This is a genomic window from Pseudomonas sichuanensis, from assembly GCF_024749065.1.
GTDB classification, from domain to species: domain Bacteria; phylum Pseudomonadota; class Gammaproteobacteria; order Pseudomonadales; family Pseudomonadaceae; genus Aquipseudomonas; species Aquipseudomonas sichuanensis.
Map to the genome: position 1 here is coordinate 1041780 of NZ_CP087185.1, position 16835 is coordinate 1058614.

The 16835-nt window shown below is 62.9% G+C and carries 18 protein-coding genes and 1 other RNA gene; 14 read left to right on the forward strand and 5 right to left on the reverse strand.

The features are described 5' to 3' along the window. The first annotated feature begins 140 nt into the window (after positions 1–140). From petA to LOY51_RS04885, 5 genes are all read left to right on the forward strand, one after another. Complete coding sequence (petA, locus tag LOY51_RS04865) at positions 141–734, forward strand: ubiquinol-cytochrome c reductase iron-sulfur subunit (RefSeq protein WP_125462712.1); 594 nt, start codon at positions 141–143, stop codon at positions 732–734. Next, positions 734–1945, forward strand: a complete 1212-nt coding sequence (locus tag LOY51_RS04870) for a cytochrome b (RefSeq protein WP_110991633.1) — start codon at positions 734–736, stop codon at positions 1943–1945. Before petA ends, LOY51_RS04870 begins: the two co-directional genes overlap by 1 nt. Then, positions 1945–2724 (forward strand): cytochrome c1, encoded by a 780-nt coding sequence (locus LOY51_RS04875; RefSeq protein ID WP_125857530.1) that lies wholly within the window; start codon positions 1945–1947, stop codon positions 2722–2724. Before LOY51_RS04870 ends, LOY51_RS04875 begins: the two co-directional genes overlap by 1 nt. A gap of 117 nt (positions 2725–2841) precedes the next feature. Next, on the forward strand, positions 2842–3465 hold the full coding sequence (locus tag LOY51_RS04880) for a glutathione S-transferase N-terminal domain-containing protein (protein WP_110991631.1): 624 nt from the start codon (positions 2842–2844) through the stop codon (positions 3463–3465). A gap of 12 nt (positions 3466–3477) precedes the next feature. Next, entirely contained in the window at positions 3478–3909 is a 432-nt protein-coding gene (locus tag LOY51_RS04885; protein ID WP_125857531.1) for a ClpXP protease specificity-enhancing factor, read from the forward strand. A gap of 51 nt (positions 3910–3960) precedes the next feature. On the opposite strand, the gene LOY51_RS04890 is transcribed toward LOY51_RS04885, so the two are convergent. The 5 genes from LOY51_RS04890 to LOY51_RS04910 all read right to left on the reverse strand — a co-directional run bounded on the left by LOY51_RS04890 (position 3961) and on the right by LOY51_RS04910 (position 7681). Next, positions 3961–4179 carry a YgdI/YgdR family lipoprotein gene (locus LOY51_RS04890; RefSeq protein WP_110991629.1) on the reverse strand — a complete coding sequence of 73 codons (219 nt, stop codon included), beginning with the start codon at positions 4177–4179 and terminating at the stop codon, positions 3961–3963. 58 nt (positions 4180–4237) lie between these two features. After that, entirely contained in the window at positions 4238–4816 is a 579-nt protein-coding gene (locus LOY51_RS04895) for a BON domain-containing protein (RefSeq protein WP_125462715.1), read from the reverse strand. Then, positions 4813–5406 carry a phosphoheptose isomerase gene (locus tag LOY51_RS04900; RefSeq protein WP_125857532.1) on the reverse strand — a complete coding sequence of 198 codons (594 nt, stop codon included), beginning with the start codon at positions 5404–5406 and terminating at the stop codon, positions 4813–4815. The genes LOY51_RS04895 and LOY51_RS04900 overlap by 4 nt, the downstream gene beginning before the upstream one ends. Before the next feature lie 86 nt (positions 5407–5492). Next, the gene (locus LOY51_RS04905; protein WP_258644952.1) at positions 5493–5864 is read right to left on the reverse strand and encodes a YraN family protein; all 372 of its coding nucleotides are present in this window, start codon (positions 5862–5864) and stop codon (positions 5493–5495) included. Next, the gene (locus tag LOY51_RS04910; protein WP_125462716.1) at positions 5864–7681 is read right to left on the reverse strand and encodes a penicillin-binding protein activator; all 1818 of its coding nucleotides are present in this window, start codon (positions 7679–7681) and stop codon (positions 5864–5866) included. Before LOY51_RS04910 ends, LOY51_RS04905 begins: the two co-directional genes overlap by 1 nt. Before the next feature lie 221 nt (positions 7682–7902). On the opposite strand from LOY51_RS04910, the gene rsmI reads away from it, so the two are divergent. The 9 genes from rsmI (at position 7903) to mraY (ending at position 16832) form a co-directional block, all read left to right on the forward strand. Beyond that, positions 7903–8745 (forward strand): 16S rRNA (cytidine(1402)-2'-O)-methyltransferase, encoded by an 843-nt coding sequence (rsmI, locus tag LOY51_RS04915; protein WP_189654555.1) that lies wholly within the window; start codon positions 7903–7905, stop codon positions 8743–8745. 67 nt (positions 8746–8812) lie between these two features. Beyond that, positions 8813–9172: RNase P RNA component class A (gene rnpB / locus LOY51_RS04920), an RNA gene on the forward strand. 308 nt (positions 9173–9480) lie between these two features. Beyond that, a complete protein-coding gene (mraZ, locus tag LOY51_RS04925) occupies positions 9481–9936 on the forward strand; it encodes a division/cell wall cluster transcriptional repressor MraZ (RefSeq protein WP_021784148.1) in 456 nt (151 codons plus the stop codon). After that, positions 9933–10880, forward strand: a complete 948-nt coding sequence (rsmH, locus tag LOY51_RS04930) for a 16S rRNA (cytosine(1402)-N(4))-methyltransferase RsmH (RefSeq protein WP_374046903.1) — start codon at positions 9933–9935, stop codon at positions 10878–10880. The genes mraZ and rsmH overlap by 4 nt, the downstream gene beginning before the upstream one ends. Beyond that, complete coding sequence (gene ftsL, locus LOY51_RS04935; RefSeq protein WP_070092339.1) at positions 10877–11170, forward strand: cell division protein FtsL; 294 nt, start codon at positions 10877–10879, stop codon at positions 11168–11170. The genes rsmH and ftsL overlap by 4 nt, the downstream gene beginning before the upstream one ends. Beyond that, positions 11170–12903 (forward strand): peptidoglycan D,D-transpeptidase FtsI family protein, encoded by a 1734-nt coding sequence (locus LOY51_RS04940; protein ID WP_189654556.1) that lies wholly within the window; start codon positions 11170–11172, stop codon positions 12901–12903. The genes ftsL and LOY51_RS04940 overlap by 1 nt, the downstream gene beginning before the upstream one ends. Next, on the forward strand, positions 12900–14390 hold the full coding sequence (locus tag LOY51_RS04945) for a UDP-N-acetylmuramoyl-L-alanyl-D-glutamate--2,6-diaminopimelate ligase (protein ID WP_374046904.1): 1491 nt from the start codon (positions 12900–12902) through the stop codon (positions 14388–14390). Before LOY51_RS04940 ends, LOY51_RS04945 begins: the two co-directional genes overlap by 4 nt. After that, a complete protein-coding gene (locus LOY51_RS04950; RefSeq protein WP_258644963.1) occupies positions 14383–15750 on the forward strand; it encodes a UDP-N-acetylmuramoyl-tripeptide--D-alanyl-D-alanine ligase in 1368 nt (455 codons plus the stop codon). The genes LOY51_RS04945 and LOY51_RS04950 overlap by 8 nt, the downstream gene beginning before the upstream one ends. Beyond that, complete coding sequence (gene mraY / locus LOY51_RS04955) at positions 15750–16832, forward strand: phospho-N-acetylmuramoyl-pentapeptide-transferase (RefSeq protein WP_110991623.1); 1083 nt, start codon at positions 15750–15752, stop codon at positions 16830–16832. The genes LOY51_RS04950 and mraY overlap by 1 nt, the downstream gene beginning before the upstream one ends. The last annotated feature ends 3 nt before the right edge of the window (positions 16833–16835 follow it).

Here is a 16835-nt window from a genome sequence, read left to right on the forward strand (position 1 = left end):
GTTGTAGCCCGACGAGCGGGTAATCACCTTGTCAGTGTGTGGATTTGTTTCTTACCATGACGGCCAATTTTTAGTGCCACAGACGTACCTAAGTAGATGCCTGTTCAAACAGGCCAAGCAAGCTGATGGGAGAGGACTGAATGAGCAATGACGGCGTCAACGCAGGCCGGCGCCGCTTCCTCGTAGCCGCGACATCCGTGGTCGGGGCAGCGGGGGCAGTGGGGGCTGCGGTACCGTTCGTGGGGTCATGGTTTCCCAGTGCCAAGGCGAAAGCCGCAGGGGCACCGGTGAAGGTCAATATCGCCAAGGTCGAGCCAGGCCAGCAAATGGTGGCTGAATGGCGTGGTCAGCCGGTCTTCATCGTGCGCCGAACGGATGAAATCCTCGGCAACCTGAAAAAGCTCACCGCCGAGCTCTCCGATCCTGAATCCAAGGCGTCGGTGCAGCCCACCTACGTTGATCCGCAGAATCGCTCGATCAAGCCCGAAATCCTCATTCTGGTTGGCTTGTGCACCCATCTGGGGTGCTCGCCGACGTTCCGTCCCGAAGTCGCTCCGGCCGACCTTGGGCCGAAGTGGGTCGGTGGCTATTTCTGCCCTTGTCACGGTTCGCACTACGACCTGGCCGGTCGTGTCTACAAAGCCCAGCCGGCGCCTCTGAACCTGCCAGTGCCACCGCACTCGTACGAGTCTGACGACCTTGTCGTCATCGGCATCGATCAGGAGAAAGCATGATGAGCAAGTTCATGGAGTGGATCGATGCGCGCTTCCCCGCCACGAAGATGTGGGAAGACCATCTGAGCAAGTATTACGCGCCCAAGAACTTCAACTTCCTGTACTTCTTCGGCTCGCTGGCGCTGCTGGTGCTGGTCAACCAGATCGTAACCGGCGTGTGGCTGACCATGAGTTTCACCCCCTCGGCGGAAGAGGCCTTCGCCTCGGTCGAGTACATCATGCGTGACGTCGAGTACGGCTGGATCCTGCGCTACCTGCACTCCACCGGCGCCTCGGCGTTCTTCATCGTGGTCTACCTGCACATGTTCCGCGGCCTGCTCTACGGCTCCTACCAGAAGCCGCGCGAGCTGGTCTGGCTGTTCGGCATGCTGATCTACCTGGCGCTGATGGCCGAGGCCTTCATGGGCTACCTGCTGCCATGGGGGCAGATGTCGTACTGGGGCGCCCAGGTGATCATTTCGCTGTTCGGCGCGATTCCGGTGATCGGTGGTGACCTCACCCAGTGGATCCGCGGCGACTACCTGATCTCGGGTATCACCCTGAACCGCTTCTTCGCCCTGCACGTTGTGGCCTTGCCGATCGTGATTCTCGGCCTGGTCGTGCTGCACATTCTGGCGCTGCACGAAGTGGGTTCGAACAACCCCGATGGTGTGGACATCAAGAAGAAAAAGGACGAGAACGGTATCCCGCTGGACGGCATTCCATTCCACCCGTACTACACCGTCAAGGATATCGTCGGCGTGGTGGTGTTCCTCTTCGTGTTCTGCGCTGTGGTGTTCTTCTTCCCGGAAATGGGCGGATACTTCCTGGAAAAACCGAACTTCGAGCAGGCAAACGCGTTCAAGACCCCTGAGCATATCGCCCCGGTGTGGTACTTCACGCCGTTCTACGCGATCTTGCGTGCGGTGCCCGACAAGCTGTTCGGGGTGATCGCCATGGGCGCCGCGATCGCTGTGCTGTTCGTGTTGCCCTGGCTTGACCGCAGCCCGGTGCGCTCCATGCGCTACAAGGGTTGGCTGAGCAAGGTCTGGCTGCTGGTGTTCTGCGTGGCCTTCGTCATCCTCGGTGTGCTGGGCGTGCTGGCACCGACCCCGGGGCGTACCTTGCTGTCGCAGGTGTGTACGGTGCTGTACTTCGCCTACTTCCTGCTGATGCCGTTCTACACAAGGCTCGAGAAGACCAAACCGGTTCCGGAAAGGGTGACTGGCTGATGAAAAAGTTGATTGCAGTATGTTTGCTGGCACTGATGCCTGGCCTTTCGTTTGCCGCCGAGCACAGCCTGGAACTGGACAAGGTCGATGTCGACCTCACTGACAAAGCCGCACTGCAGGACGGTGCGCGGACCTTCGCCAACTATTGCATGGGCTGCCACAGCGCCAAGTTCCAGCGTTATGAGCGGGTGGCCGACGACCTGGGGATTCCGCACGAGCTGATGCTCGAGAACCTGGTGTTCACCGGTGCCAAGATCGGTGACCACATGAAGATCGGCATGCAGCCAAACGATGCCAAGACCTGGTTCGGCGCGGCGCCTCCCGACCTCACCCTGGTTGCCCGGGTACGTGGCAATGACTGGCTGTACACCTACCTGCGCAGCTTCTACGAGGACCCTGCGCGGCCTTATCGGGTGAACAACAAGGTCTTCCCCAATGTGGGGATGCCCAACGTGCTGGTCGGCTTGCAGGGTAATCAGGTGATCGGTTGCAAGCAGGTGCAGACCGTGGTCGACGGCAAGAAGCAGTTCGACCCGCTGACCGGCAGCCCGCTGACCCATGAAGCGTGCGACCAGCTGACCGTCGAGGAGAAATCCGGTACCCTGACGCCCGAGCAGTTCGACGAGAAGGTCAAGAACCTGGTGACCTTCCTGGCCTATTCGGCCAACCCGGTCAAACTGGAAAGCCAGCGCATCGGTACCTACGTGTTGCTGTACCTGGCTTTCTTCTTCGTGTTCGCCTACTTGCTCAAGCGCGAATACTGGAAGGACGTGCACTGATCACGCAGTAGTTTCTGGTTGTTGAACGCGCCCGGGGCGCCCTGGCAGAAATGCCAGGGCGCCCCGGGCGCGTTTTCATTTACAGTTTTACAAGCATCCCGTGCGAGGAGGCGCTACATGGGCGCAACCAACAGGTTAGCCTGCTATTCCGACCCCGCTGATCATTACTCTCATCGGGTACGCCTGGTGCTCGCCGAGAAAGGCATCGCCGTGCAGATCATCGACGTCGACGCCAAACGCCTGCCGCCCAAGCTGGTCGAAGTGAATCCTTATGGCAGCCTGCCGACACTGGTCGATCGTGACCTGGCGCTGTATGAGTCGACCGTGGTGATGGAGTATCTCGACGAGCGTTATCCTCATCCGCCACTGATGCCGGTTTACCCGGTGGCGCGTGGCAACAGTCGATTGCTGATGCACCGTATCCAGCGCGACTGGTGCGCCCTGGCCGATACCGTGCTCGACCCGCGCAGCAGCGAGGCGGCACGCACCCAGGCGCGCAAGGAGCTGCGTGAGAGCCTGACCGGCGTAGCGCCGCTGTTTGGCGAGATGCCCTGTTTCATGAGCGAGGAGCAAAGCCTCGTCGACTGTTGTCTATTGCCCATGCTCTGGCGCTTGCCGGTGATGGGTATTGAATTGCCACGGCAGGCCAAGCCGCTGCTGGATTACATGGAGCGACAGTTCGCCCGCGAGCCTTTCCAGGCGAGCCTGTCTGCTGCCGAACGTGAAATGCGCAAGGTTTAAGAGGAACCGTTGATGAACTCCAGTCGCCCCTATCTGGTTCGTGCGCTGTACGAGTGGATCGTCGACAACGATTGCACGCCCCATATGCTGGTCAATGCCGAGTATCCGGCGGTCCAGGTGCCTCAGGGTTTTGCCAGCGATGGCCAGATCGTCCTGAATATCTCGCCCAGCGCCGTGCGTAACCTGCACATGGACAACGACGCGGTGAGCTTCGAGGGGCGCTTCGGTGGTGTGTCCCACTCGCTCTTTGTGCCGGCCGGCGCGATCCTGGGTATTTATGCCCGTGAGAACGGCCAGGGCATGGTCTTTGAGCTGGATCCGCCGCTCGATGATGAAGACGACCTGCACGATGAGGGTGTCGAGCCGGATGACGATGGCCCGCCGGAAGGGGGGAGCCAGCCTCCACGCCCCAGCGGTCGACCCAGCCTCAAGGTGGTCAAGTAACAAAAAAGGCGATCCTTTGTGGATCGCCTTTTTTGTGCCTGGAACTCGCGCTTACAGGTCCTTGATGCTCTGCACCTGGTCCTTGTTGACGCGGTTCTGCTTGCCGTCGAGTTGTTTGAACTCGTAGAAGCCGGAATCGCGATCGAAGTGCGGGGTGTCAAGGGTCTGCAGTTCGCGGCCGTCGTTGAGGGTGATCACGCTCGGCGAAGAGCAGCCGGCCAGGGTGGCGAAGGTGCCAATCAGCAGGGCGGGCAGCAGGTACTTCTTCATGGGGTACTTCCTGGATCTGGGTTGAAAGGCGAGGGGCGGGTTTCGCCCTCGCGGGGGATCAGTCGATGTATTCGAACAGTTTGACGATCTTCTGCACGCCCGAGACGCCCTGTACCACGTTGGTGGCAGCGTTGGCCTCTTGCTGGGTGACCAGGCCGAGCAGGTAAACGATACCGTTCTCGGTGATTACCTTGATGCGCGAGCCGGGGACGCTGGCGTCCGTCAGCATCTGGGTCTTGATCTTGGTGGTGAGCCAGGCGTCGTTATTGCGCGCCAGGATCGAGGACGGCTGGATAACCTGCAGCTCGTTGTGGACCTTCTTGACCCGCTGGACCTGGCTGGCGGTCTGCTCGGCCAGCGACTTGAGGTCTGCGCGCGGCGTCTGGCCGGCCAACAGGACAACGCCGTTGTAGCTGCTGACGACGATGTGCGAGCCCTGGTCCAGGTCTGGGTTGGCCTTGGCGATATTGACCGCAACCTTGGTCTCGATCAGTGAGTCGTCGATCTTGCTGCCGATGGTGCGAGTGCCGCGGTCATCCTCGATGGGCGAGTTGCGCGCCGAGGTCAGTACCGAGCTGCAGCCTGTGACGCTCAGGCACAGGGTGAGGGCCATCAGGCCGAGGTGCTTGGGGATCATTCTTCACTCCCGAACAGTTGGCTGTCGATCAGGTCGCACAGACAGTGGATCGCCAGCAGGTGGACTTCCTGGATGCGTGCGGTGACGGTCGAAGGTACGCGGATCTCCACGTCCTCGGGCAGCAGCAGCGAGGCCATGCCGCCGCCGTCGCGACCGGTCAAGGCTACGACAATCATTTCGCGGTCATGTGCGGCCTGGATCGCCTGGATCACGTTGGCCGAGTTGCCGCTGGTGGAGATCGCCAGCAAAACGTCGCCGGGCTGGCCCAGGGCGCGAATCTGCTTGGAGAAGATCTCGTTGTAGCTGTAGTCGTTGGCAATCGAGGTGAGTGTCGAGCTGTCGGTGGTCAGGGCAATGGCCGGCAGGCTCGGGCGCTCGCGTTCGAAGCGGTTGAGCAATTCGGACGAGAAATGCTGGGCGTCGCCGGCCGAACCGCCGTTGCCGCAGGCGAGCATCTTGCCGTCGCTGAGCAGGGCGTTGACCATGACCAGGCTGGCCTGCTCGATGTGAGGTGCCAGGATGTCCATTGCCTGTTGCTTGGTGTCGATGCTGGCCTGGAACAGCCGGCGAATTCGGGATTGCATGTCCATCTGGTGACCTTAAATGGGGCGGTGGCCGGCGCGGCGCGCGCCAGGGATCCGCCCGCGAAACATAGAGCGAAAAATTCGGTACAGGTTCAGCACTCGAAGGCGTTTTTCAGCCAAAGAAGCGGTTGCCCGGCATGGCCTTGGCCCTGCAGGGCGACAACGTCGAAGCGGCAGGGTTGAGCGGCCCAGCGGGTTTCATCGTGCAGGAATAAGTTGGCGGCCAGCGCCAGTCGCTTCTGCTTGCGCCCGTCGATACTGCCGAGCGCGCCGCCGAAGTCCGCGTGTAGCCGGTAGCGGACTTCGACGAATACTACTGTATCGGCATCGAGCATGACCAGATCGAGCTCGCCGCCCTTGCATCGCCAGTTGCGCGTCAGCAGCTGCAGACCTTGCCCTCGGAGGTAGTCGAGGGCCTGGTCTTCGGCAGCCTGGCCTGCGTGGCTGGGCGATGCGCCGGGCATCAGCGCGGCGTGTCCGGCAGGCGTTTGACCTGGCCGCCGGAGAACTCGGCCCATGGCAGCTGACGTTCGATACGCTGAGCCGGGTTCATGCTCAGGCTGCCAGACAGACCTTCGACGCGGTTGTCCGGCAGTGCCTTGAGCTGGCTCAGGCGTGGCGCCAGGCTGTAGGCGTCGACGCCCATGGCGTAGAGGCGGCCGAGGCTGCCAGCCGCTTGCGGCCACTGCTGCACCACCTGCTGGCGCAGGCTATTGGTGGTGTCGAGCAGCCACGGCGTTTCGCAGAAGCGGATGCCGTTCATGTCGTTGTACTGGTTGATGTCGCCGCTGGCGCTGTACAGGTTGGACGTGGCGTACACCGGCACGTCACCGGCGTACTGGAAGTTCAGCGTCGGCTTGATCTGCTGGGCCTGTTGCGGGGTGGCGGCCAGGAAGATGAAATCGATGTCCTGGCGGCGCGACGGCTGGGCGGCGATGTCGCTGCCGACCGTGCTTTGCAGGCTCTTGGCGCGGCCTTCGCTCTGGCGCAGCTGGAACAGGTCGGCGATCTGTTGAGCGAGGGCGACTGGCTGGGCGATGCGCTCGGCGGCCAGCAGGGTACCGCCATTGCTTTCCCAGTCCTTGCGGAAGGCTGCGAGCACGCGGTCGCCCCATTCGCCGCGCGGTACCAGCGCGACCGCACGAACCTTGCCGTCGGCACGGGCGCGGCGAGCGACTTCGCGGGCTTCGTCCTCGGCCGCAAGGCCGAACTGGAACAGTTGAGGCGGGGCTGATTGGCCGGCGTCGGCGTAGTTCAGGGCCAGGGTGGTGATGGGCAGCTGCGGGTAGGCCGCGAGTTTTTTCACCAGCGGTTTTTCCAGCGGGCCGACCACCAGTTGCACGCCGGCGGCCTGGGCCTGGCGGTAGAAGTCATCGAGCGAGGTGATGCGCGAGCTGTCGAACACCTGCACGGCAGGGGCCGGCTGGCCGCCTTGCTGGGCCTGGAAGTGTGCGGCCATGAAGCCGTCGCGCAGGGCACGGGCGACACCTGCCAGTGGCCCTTCCTGGGGCAGCAGCAGGGCGATCTTGGTCAGTGGCTGGCTAGCCAGTTCCTTGAGCTTGACCAGGGCGACCGGCAGTTGCTTGGCGGCCGGGTGGTCAGGGTGTTGGCCTTTCCAGGTGTCGATCGCGGCCTGTTGTTGCTCCAGGGTGCCTGCGCGCTTCACGGCGAGGGCCAGGCTGGTCCAGCCGGCCAGTGTTTCGTTGTTGGCCGGTTGTTGCAGTTGTTCGGCTGGCAGCGAGGCGACCAGGGCCCAGATGGCGTCGTTGTTGGCGCTTGCCGCCTGGCCGCTGAGCAGTGGCGTCAGCAGCACCCGCTGTTGGGCGGCGGCCAGGGCCTGGCCGTCGGCCTCGAGGGCGGCGGCGTGAACGCTGTAGGTGCGCGCTTGCTGTTGTTCCGGTAGTTCGCCGACGCGCTGCAGGCTTGGGTGGGCAAGTGCTGCCAGGGCTGCCTTGGGCTGGTTGCGGGTCATGGCCAGCTCCGCCGTCAGCGTGCTGGCGAAGACCTGCTGGGCCGGCTTGAGCGAGTCCAGCGGGACCTGCTCGAGGATGCGCGCCGAGCGTGGGTAGTCTTTCTGCTTGTAGGCCAGGTCGGCGGCGCTCAGTCGCAGCAGGGCTGCATCCTCGGCGGACTTGCTGGTGGCTGCCTTCTCGAGCAGCTGTTCGATGCTGGCATCCGGGGTGCGTGGCAGTTCGCCCAGGCTGGATGAGGGCGAGCTGGCGCAGGCTGCCAGCAGGGCAGCGAGGCAGAGGGCTGTGAACAGCCGCAGACAAGCGATCATGTAAAGGTCCTGTTACTCGATCAAGTTGGCCGGCGATTGTACCCAAGCAATGGGCGTGGCGCGATCATCGCCGATGATGATCCTTCACTATAGGTGGCTGCGAGCGTGAGGGAGGCGAAGTTCTTTGCGCTCTGTTGCCGGTGCTCGGGCTACAATGGCGGCTTTGATCCGGTATGCAGGTGTGCGCAGTGACTGATGTTGCAGGGGCTTCGAAATCCACGATGGGAACGCTGTATGTGGTTGCCACGCCCATCGGCAACCTTGACGACATGAGTGCGCGGGCACTGAAGGTGCTCGCGAACGTGAGCCTCATCGCTGCGGAAGACACTCGCCATTCGGTGCGTCTGCTCCAGCATTTCGGCATTGATACGCCGCTGGCGGCCTGTCATGAGCACAACGAGCGTGATGAGGGTGGGCGCTTCATCACTCGGCTGCTGGCGGGTGACGACGTGGCGCTGGTGTCCGATGCCGGTACGCCGCTGATCTCCGATCCGGGCTATCACCTGGTGCGCCAGGCCCGTGCTGCGGGTGTGCAGGTGGTGCCGGTGCCGGGAGCCTGCGCCTTGATCGCTGCATTGTCCGCTGCAGGTCTGCCGTCCGATCGCTTCATTTTCGAAGGCTTCCTGCCGGCCAAGACGGCAGGGCGGCGCGCGCGACTGGAACAGGTCAGGGAAGAGCCGCGCACCCTGATCTTCTATGAGGCGCCCCATCGCATCCTGGAATGCCTGCAAGACATGGAGGCGGTGTTCGGTGGTGAGCGCCCGGCATTGCTCGCGCGCGAGATCACCAAGACGTTCGAAACGCTCAAGGGCCTGCCGCTGGCCGAGCTGCGTGCATTCGTACAGGGCGACAGCAATCAGCAGCGCGGCGAGTGTGTAGTGCTGGTGGCCGGTTGGGTCGCGCCCGAAGATGAGCAGGCGATCAGTGTCGAAGCGCAGCGGGTGCTCGATCTGCTGCTGGCGGAATTGCCGCTCAAACGTGCGGCGGCGTTGGCGGCGGAAATTACCGGGGTGCGCAAGAATCTGCTCTATCAACTGGCGCTGGAAAAACAGCAACGCGACTGATATCAAACTGATATTATTTGTCGTCTCGCTTGTTCTTGAGCGCCGCTGCCGGTAACCTTGTCTGCGGAGAGTCGATCGGACAGTCGCTGCCGTCTTTTGTTCCGCAAAAGGCGGGGGAGGAAAGTCCGGGCTCCGCAGGGCAGAGTGCCAGGTAACGCCTGGGAGGCGCGAGCCTACGGAAAGTGCCACAGAAAATAACCGCCTAAGTACTTCGGTGCCGGTAAGGGTGAAAAGGTGCGGTAAGAGCGCACCGCACGGCTGGCAACAGTTCGTGGCTAGGTAAACCCCACTCGGAGCAAGACCAAATAGGGTTCCATACGGCGTGGCCCGCGTCGGAACCGGGTAGGTTGCTAGAGGCGTCCAGTGATGGCCGTCGTAGAGGAATGACTGTCCTCGACAAAACCCGGCTTACAGATCGACTCTCCACCCCTCCTTCCTCTGCTTGTTTCGATAGCAGATGCCTCTGGTAATACCAAAAAGATCTTACTCTTAATAAATCACTTTAACTCCGAGCTCTATCCGTCTGAGTTCGCTTGATTTTTCCCGTCATTTTTCTTCGTGAGTAATCCTTTCCCTTCCCTTTGTTGCGCTAAATCCACGTCCTATAAGGGTTTTCCTTATGAACGCGCCTTGACGGTGTGGCGGGCGGATTCCTATAGTGTGCGCAAGTGGCAGAAAGTGGGATGAAGTGGGTTTTCTGGCACAAAAAAGCTAACATTGTGGGGAATCGCAGCCGTGTTCCGCGGAGCCAACGCCGTCAGCCTCGATGCCAAGGGCCGTCTCGCCATGCCGAGCCGGTACCGTGACGAGCTCGATTCGCGTTGCAATGGTCAATTGATCGTGACCATCGACGCGGTGGATCCCTGCCTGTGTGTTTACCCCCTCGATGAGTGGGAACAGATTGAAGCCAAGTTGCGCGCCTTGCCGTCGTTGCGTGAGGAAAACCGCCGCCTGCAGCGTTTGCTGATCGGTAACGCGGTTGACCTGGAGCTCGATGGCAGTGGGCGTTTCCTGGTACCGCCCCGTTTACGTGAATACGCCAAGCTCGACAAGAAGGCGATGCTGGTGGGGCAACTGAACAAATTCCAGTTGTGGGATGAGGATGCCTGGAACGTGGTTTCGGCAGCCGACCTTGCAGCTATTCAACAACCGGGCGCCATGCCCGATGAACTGCGTGACCTGATCCTGTGACCATAGATAGCGGCTTCAACCACATCACCGTCCTGCTCGACGAAGCTGTCGAGGCATTGGCCCTGCGCGCCGACGGTCGCTATCTGGACGGCACCTTCGGGCGTGGCGGGCACAGCCGCCTGATCCTCAGCAAGCTTGGGCCGCAGGGCCAGTTGCTGGGGTTCGACAAGGATCCTCAAGCGATTGCCACCGGGCAAGCGCTGGCGGCCGAAGACGGCCGCTTTGTCATTGTGCAGCGCAGCTTTGCCGAGCTGGGCGACGAGGTGCGCGCGCGTGCCCTGGACGGCAAGGTCAGTGGCGTATTGCTCGACCTGGGCGTGTCCTCGCCGCAGCTGGACGATCCCGAGCGTGGCTTCAGTTTCCTCAACGACGGCCCGCTGGACATGCGCATGAACCCTGACAAGGGTGTGAGCGCCGCCGAATTCATCGCCACCGCTCCAGTGGAAGAGATCGCCCGGGTATTCAAGGAATACGGTGAGGAGCGTTTCGCCGGCCGCATGGCCCGTGCGGTGGTCGAGCGTCGCGAAAAGCAGCCTTTCACCCGAACCGGTGATCTGGCCGAGGTGCTCAAGGTCGCCAACCCTGCCTGGGAAAAGGGCAAGAACCCGGCCACCCGTGCGTTTCAGGGTTTGCGTATCCACGTCAACAATGAGCTGGGCGACCTGGAGGCTGGCCTTGAGGCCGCCCTGGAGTCCCTGGAGATCGGTGGTCGCCTGGTGGTGATCAGCTTCCATTCGCTGGAAGACCGCATCGTCAAACTGTTCATGCGCAAGCTGGTCAAGGGCGAGGCCGACAATCTGCCGCGTAACCTGCCGGTACAGCACAAGGTCTTTGAACCGAAGATCAAGCTCATCGGCAAGGCGCAGTTCGCCTCTGCCGAAGAGCTCAAGGCCAACCCGCGGTCGCGCAGCGCCGTGATGCGGGTGGCGGAGAAGCTTCGGTGAGCCGGCTATTTGCCAAACCTTTGCCAGGCGGAAGCTTCCTGATGCTTCTGCTGTTCGTGGGCGTGCTCGTTTCGGCCATTGCCGTGTCTTACAGCGCCCACTGGAACCGCCAACTGCTCAACACCCTGTACGGCGAGTTGAACGAGCGGGACAAGGCTCAGGCCGAGTGGGGGCGTCTGATTCTGGAGCAGAGCACCTGGACCGCCCACAGCCGTATCGAGAACCTCGCCAGCGAGCAGCTGAAGATGCGTGTGCCGGCCGCTGACGAAGTGCGGATGGTGGCGCCATGATGAAGCTCGAAGGTGCACTCTACCCCTGGCGCTTCCGTGTGGTCATCGGCCTGTTGGCGTTGATGGCCGGTGCCATCTGCTGGCGCATCATCGACCTGCAGGTGGTCGACCGCGACTTCCTCAAAGGCCAGGGCGATGCCCGCAGCCTGCGCCATATTCCTATCCCGGCGCACCGTGGCCTGATCACCGACCGTAACGGCGAACCCCTGGCGGTCAGTACGCCGGTCACCACCTTGTGGGCCAACCCCAAGGAAATGCAGGTTGCCAAGGACCGTTGGCCGCAACTGGCCGCAGCCCTTGGGCAGAACCCCCAGCAATTGACCGAGCGCCTCACCCAGCAGGCCAGCAAGGAATTCATCTACCTGGTCCGTGGCCTGACCCCGGAGCAGGGGCAGCATGTGCTCGACCTGAAAGTACCCGGCGTCTACGGGCTCGAAGAGTTCCGCCGCTTCTACCCGGCAGGCGACGTCACCGCCCATATGGTCGGCTTCACCGACCTTGACGACCACGGTCGTGAAGGGGTGGAGCTGGCTTACGACGAATGGCTCGCCGGGGTGCCTGGCAAACGGCAGGTGATCAAGGATCGGCGCGGCCGGCTGATCAAGGACATCCAGGTAACCAAGAACGCCAAGGCCGGGAAGACCTTGGCGTTGTCGATTGACCTGCGCCTGCAATACCTGGCCACCCGTGAATTGCGTAATGCCATCGCCGAGCAGGAAGCCAAGGCTGGCAGTCTGGTGATCATGGACGTCAAGACCGGTGAAGTACTGGCCATGGTCAACCAGCCCACCTACAACCCGAACAACCGCCGCAGCATGTTCCCTGCTGCCATGCGCAACCGGGCGATCATCGACGTGTTCGAGCCGGGCTCGACGGTCAAGCCGATCTCGATGAGCGCTGCGCTGCAGAGCGGCCGCTGGAAACCCACCGACAAGGTCGAGGTGTATCCGGGCAGCCTGCAGATCGGCCGCTACACCATCAAGGACGTGTCCAAGAGCGAAGGCCCGATCCTCGACCTCACCGGCATCCTGATCAACTCCAGTAACGTGGGCATGAGCAAGATCGCCTTCGATATCGGCGGCGAGGCCATCTACCGGGTGATGTCCCAGGTAGGTCTTGGTCAGTACACCGGCCTGGGCTTCCCGGGTGAGCGCGTCGGCAACCTGCCTAACCACCGCGAGTGGCGCAAGGCCGAGACCGCGACCCTGTCGTATGGCTACGGTGTGTCGGTGACCGCGCTGCAACTGGTGCATGCCTACGCGGCCTTGGCCAACGACGGCAAGATGGTGCCGCTGTCGATCCTCAAGGTCGACAAGGCGCCGGAAGCCGTGCAGGCGATCCCCAAGGAAACCGCCGAAACCGTGCAGGCCATGCTGCAGCAGGTGATCGAGGCGCCGCGCGGGGTGTTCCGTGCGCAGGTGCCGTTCTATCACGTGGGCGGCAAGTCGGGTACCGCCCGTAAAGCCACGGTCGGTTCCAAGGGCTACACCGAAAACGCCTACCGTTCGCTGTTCGCCGGCTTCGGCCCGATGAGCGACCCGCGCTACGCCATCGTCGTGGTCATCGACGAGCCGAGCAAAGGCGGCTACTTCGGTGGCCTGGTATCGGCGCCGGTATTCAGCAAGGTCATGTCCGGCACCCTGCGCCTGATGAACGTGCCGCCAGACAACCTGCCGCCGCCCACCGAACAACAGCAAGTCAGTGCAGTACCCGCCAAGGGAGGGCGTGGATGATGACGATGCCATTGAGCAAGCTATTCGCCAACGCCAGCCGCGACCCGTTGATTCGGGAACTGACCCTGGACAGCCGCGCCGTACGCCCGGGCGACCTGTTCCTCGCCGTGCCCGGCGCCAAGGTCGATGGCCGTGACCATATCGCCGATGCCCTGGCCCGTGGCGCCGCCGCGGTGGCCTACGAAGAGCAAGGTGCCAGCGTACTGCCGATCACCGACGCGCCGCTGATCCCGGTCAAGGGTTTGATCGGCCAGCTGTCGCAGATTGCCGGGCGCTTCTATGGCGAGCCGAGCCGCCAGCTGAACCTGGTGGGCGTCACTGGTACCAATGGCAAGACCAGTGTCACCCAGCTGCTGGCCCAGGCCCTCGATGCCCTCGGTCAGCGTTGTGGCCTGATCGGCACCCTGGGCACCGGCTTCTATGGCGAGCTGCAGAGTGGCCGCTTGACCACTCCGGATCCGATTGCCGTGCAGGCGACGCTCAACGACCTGAAGAAGGGCGGCGCCAAGGCCGTGGCCATGGAAGTCTCCTCCCATGCCCTGGAGCAGGGGCGCGTCGCTGCGCTCGAGTTCGACATCGCGGTGATGACCAACCTGTCTCGCGACCACCTCGACTACCACGGCAGCATGGAGGCCTACGAGGCCGCCAAGGCCAAGCTGTTCGCCTGGCCGAGCCTGCGTTGCCAGGTGGTCAACCTGGACGATGCGTTTGGCCGCCGCCTGGCCGATGATTTTGCCCGTCGCCCCAGCAGCGATCACAGCGAGACCCGGCTGCTCAGCTATAGCCTGGAAAACCCGGACGCCTCGCTGTTCTGTCGCGAAGCCAGCTTCAATGACGATGGCGTGCGCGCCACTCTGGTCACCGCCCAGGGCGAGCGCACCCTGCGCAGTCAGCTGCTGGGTCGCTTCAACCTGAGCAACATGCTCGCCGCCGTGGCAGCGCTGCTGGCGCTGGATTATTCGCTGGACGAGATCCTCAAGGTCACCCCGCAACTGCAGGGCCCGGTGGGCCGCATGCAGCGCCTGGGTGGCGGCGACAAACCATTGGTGGTGGTCGATTACGCGCACACGCCAGATGCGCTGGATAAAGTTCTCGAAGCCTTGCGCCCGCATGCCCACGGCCAGTTGCTGTGCCTGTTCGGCTGTGGCGGCGACCGCGATCGCGGCAAGCGCCCGCTGATGGCCGAAGTGGCCGAGCGCCTGGCCGACCGCGTGCTGGTTACCGACGACAACCCGCGCACTGAAGATCCGCAGCGGATCTTCGACGATATTCGCCCCGGTTTCGCCAAGCCCGCCAGCGTCGAGTTCGTCGCCGGCCGTGGCAAGGCCATCGCCCACCTGATCGCCAGCGCCAGCGCCAACGACGTGATCGTCCTGGCCGGCAAGGGGCACGAGGATTACCAGGAGATCAATGGCGAACGCCATGACTTCTCCGACCTGGTCGAGGCCGAGAAGGCCCTGGCCGCCTGGGAGGCTCCGCATGCTTAAGCCCATGACCCTCAGCCAGCTGACCACAGCACTGAGTGCGCGCCTGGTCGGTACCGACGCCAGCTTCACCGGCGTCAGCATCGACAGTCGCAGCGTGGGTGCCGGTCAACTGTTCGTCGCCCTCACCGGGCCGCGTTTCGATGGTCACGACTACCTGGCTGACGTGAAGGCCAAAGGTGCGGTCGCGGCCCTGGTCGAGCGGGAAATCGCCGACGTCGACCTGCCGCAGTTGCTGGTCGCCGACTGCCGTGTGGCCCTCGGCCAGCTCGGTGCACTGAACCGTGCCGGCTACGACAAGCCCGTGGTCGCCATTACCGGCTCCAGTGGCAAGACCACCGTCAAGGAAATGCTGGCCGCGATCCTGCGTACCCAGGGCCTGGTCCATGCCACCCGCGGCAACCTGAACAACGACCTCGGCGCGCCGCTGACGCTGCTGGAGATCGCCCCCGAGCACAGCGCCGCGGTGATCGAACTGGGCGCTTCGCGCATCGGCGAGATCCGCTACACCGTTGGCCTCACCCAGCCGCAGGTGGTGATCATCAACAACGCCGGCACTGCCCATGTGGGCGAGTTCGGCGGCCCGGAGAAAATCGTCGAGGCCAAGGGCGAGATCCTCGAAGGCCTGGGCGAGGGCGGTACCGCCATTCTCAACCTGGCCGACAAAGCCTTCGAAATCTGGCGCAAGCGTGCCGGTGCTCATCGCATCCTGAGCTTCGCCCTGGACAACCCGCAGGCCGACTTCTATGCCAGCGGCATCGGTCGCGATGCCCGTGGCTGCCCGTCGTTCACCCTGCATGGGCCTGATGGCAACGTGCCGGTGCAATTGAACCTGCTCGGCACTCATAACGTCAGCAATGCCCTGGCCGCCGCCGCCGCCGCCCATGCCGTTGGTCTGAGCCTGAGCGGTATCAAAGCTGGCCTCGAGGCCGTGCAACCGGTCAAGGGCCGCACCGTGGCGCAGATCGCGCCGAACGGTGTGCGGGTGATCGATGACAGCTACAACGCAAATCCCACCTCGATGTGTGCGGCCATTGATATACTCGCCGGCTTTTCCGGGCGCACCGTTCTGGTGCTCGGGGATATCGGCGAACTGGGGCAATGGGCCGAGGAAGGCCATCGCCAGGTAGGTGACTACGCCCGCGGCAAGGTCGATGCGCTCTACGCGGTGGGTGCCAACATGGCCCATGCGGTACAGGCTTTCGGCGCCAATGGCCGCCATTTCGCTACACAAGCTGAGCTGATCGATGCCGTCCGCGTCGAGACCGCCAGCGACACCACTATCTTGATCAAGGGCTCGCGCAGCGCTGCGATGGAAAACGTCGTGGCTGCACTGTGCGAAACCGGCGGGGAGAAACATTAATGCTGCTGCTGTTGGCTGAGTATCTGCAACAGTTCTACAAGGGCTTCGCGGTCTTCCAGTACCTCTCGCTGCGCGGGATCCTGGGTGTACTGACCGCGCTGACCCTGGCCCTGTGCCTGGGCCCGTGGATGATCCGTACCCTGCAGATCCGCCAGATCGGTCAGGCCGTGCGTAACGACGGCCCGCAATCGCACCTGTCCAAGTCCGGCACCCCGACCATGGGCGGCGCGCTGATTCTTTCCGCCATCGCCATCAGCACCCTGCTGTGGGCCGACCTGACCAACCGCTACGTCTGGGTGGTACTGATCGTCACCCTGGCGTTCGGCGCCATTGGTTGGGTCGACGACTACCGCAAGGTGATCGAGAAGAATTCGCGCGGCCTGCCTAGCCGCTGGAAGTATTTCTGGCAGTCGGTGTTCGGCCTGGCTGCGGCGATCTTCCTCTACAAGACCGCGCCGACCAGCGTCGAGACCACGCTGATCATCCCGATGCTCAAGGACCTCACCATTCCGCTGGGTGCCGGCTTCATCGTGCTCACCTACTTCGTCATCGTCGGTTCGAGCAACGCGGTCAACCTGACCGACGGCCTCGATGGCCTGGCGATCATGCCGACGGTGATGGTCGGCGGCGCCCTGGGCATCTTCTGCTACCTGTCGGGCAACGTGAAGTTCGCCGAATACCTGTTGATCCCTTACGTACCGGGTTCCGGCGAGCTGATCGTGTTCTGCGGCGCGCTGATCGGTGCCGGCCTGGGCTTCCTGTGGTTCAACACTTACCCGGCCCAGGTGTTCATGGGCGACGTCGGTGCACTGGCGCTGGGCGCCGCATTGGGCACCATCGCCGTGATCGTCCGCCAGGAAATCGTGCTGTTCATCATGGGCGGTGTGTTCGTGATGGAAACCCTGTCGGTGGTGATCCAGGTCGCTTCCTTCAAGTTGACCGGCAAGCGCGTATTCCGCATGGCGCCGATCCATCACCACTTTGAACTCAAGGGCTGGCCCGAGCCACGGGTGATCGTCCGCTTCTGGATCATCACCGTGATTCTGGTGCTGATCGGCCTTGCCACCCTGAAACTGAGGTAAACG

What these genes read in the sequence shown, in the direction of transcription:
- petA (WP_125462712.1), top strand. Translation starts at nt 141, where the DNA reads ATGAGCAATGACGGCGTCAACGCAGGCCGGCGCCGCTTCCTCGTAGCC.
- LOY51_RS04870 (WP_110991633.1), top strand. Translation starts at nt 734, where the DNA reads ATGAGCAAGTTCATGGAGTGGATCGATGCGCGCTTCCCCGCCACGAAG.
- LOY51_RS04875 (WP_125857530.1), top strand. Translation starts at nt 1,945, where the DNA reads ATGAAAAAGTTGATTGCAGTATGTTTGCTGGCACTGATGCCTGGCCTT.
- LOY51_RS04880 (WP_110991631.1), top strand. Translation starts at nt 2,842, where the DNA reads ATGGGCGCAACCAACAGGTTAGCCTGCTATTCCGACCCCGCTGATCAT.
- LOY51_RS04885 (WP_125857531.1), top strand. Translation starts at nt 3,478, where the DNA reads ATGAACTCCAGTCGCCCCTATCTGGTTCGTGCGCTGTACGAGTGGATC.
- LOY51_RS04890 (WP_110991629.1), bottom strand. Translation starts at nt 4,179, where the DNA reads ATGAAGAAGTACCTGCTGCCCGCCCTGCTGATTGGCACCTTCGCCACC.
- LOY51_RS04895 (WP_125462715.1), bottom strand. Translation starts at nt 4,816, where the DNA reads ATGATCCCCAAGCACCTCGGCCTGATGGCCCTCACCCTGTGCCTGAGC.
- LOY51_RS04900 (WP_125857532.1), bottom strand. Translation starts at nt 5,406, where the DNA reads ATGGACATGCAATCCCGAATTCGCCGGCTGTTCCAGGCCAGCATCGAC.
- LOY51_RS04905 (WP_258644952.1), bottom strand. Translation starts at nt 5,864, where the DNA reads ATGCCCGGCGCATCGCCCAGCCACGCAGGCCAGGCTGCCGAAGACCAG.
- LOY51_RS04910 (WP_125462716.1), bottom strand. Translation starts at nt 7,681, where the DNA reads ATGATCGCTTGTCTGCGGCTGTTCACAGCCCTCTGCCTCGCTGCCCTG.
- rsmI (WP_189654555.1), top strand. Translation starts at nt 7,903, where the DNA reads ATGGGAACGCTGTATGTGGTTGCCACGCCCATCGGCAACCTTGACGAC.
- LOY51_RS04940 (WP_189654556.1), top strand. Translation starts at nt 11,170, where the DNA reads ATGAAGCTCGAAGGTGCACTCTACCCCTGGCGCTTCCGTGTGGTCATC.
- LOY51_RS04945 (WP_374046904.1), top strand. Translation starts at nt 12,900, where the DNA reads ATGATGACGATGCCATTGAGCAAGCTATTCGCCAACGCCAGCCGCGAC.
- LOY51_RS04950 (WP_258644963.1), top strand. Translation starts at nt 14,383, where the DNA reads ATGCTTAAGCCCATGACCCTCAGCCAGCTGACCACAGCACTGAGTGCG.
- mraY (WP_110991623.1), top strand. Translation starts at nt 15,750, where the DNA reads ATGCTGCTGCTGTTGGCTGAGTATCTGCAACAGTTCTACAAGGGCTTC.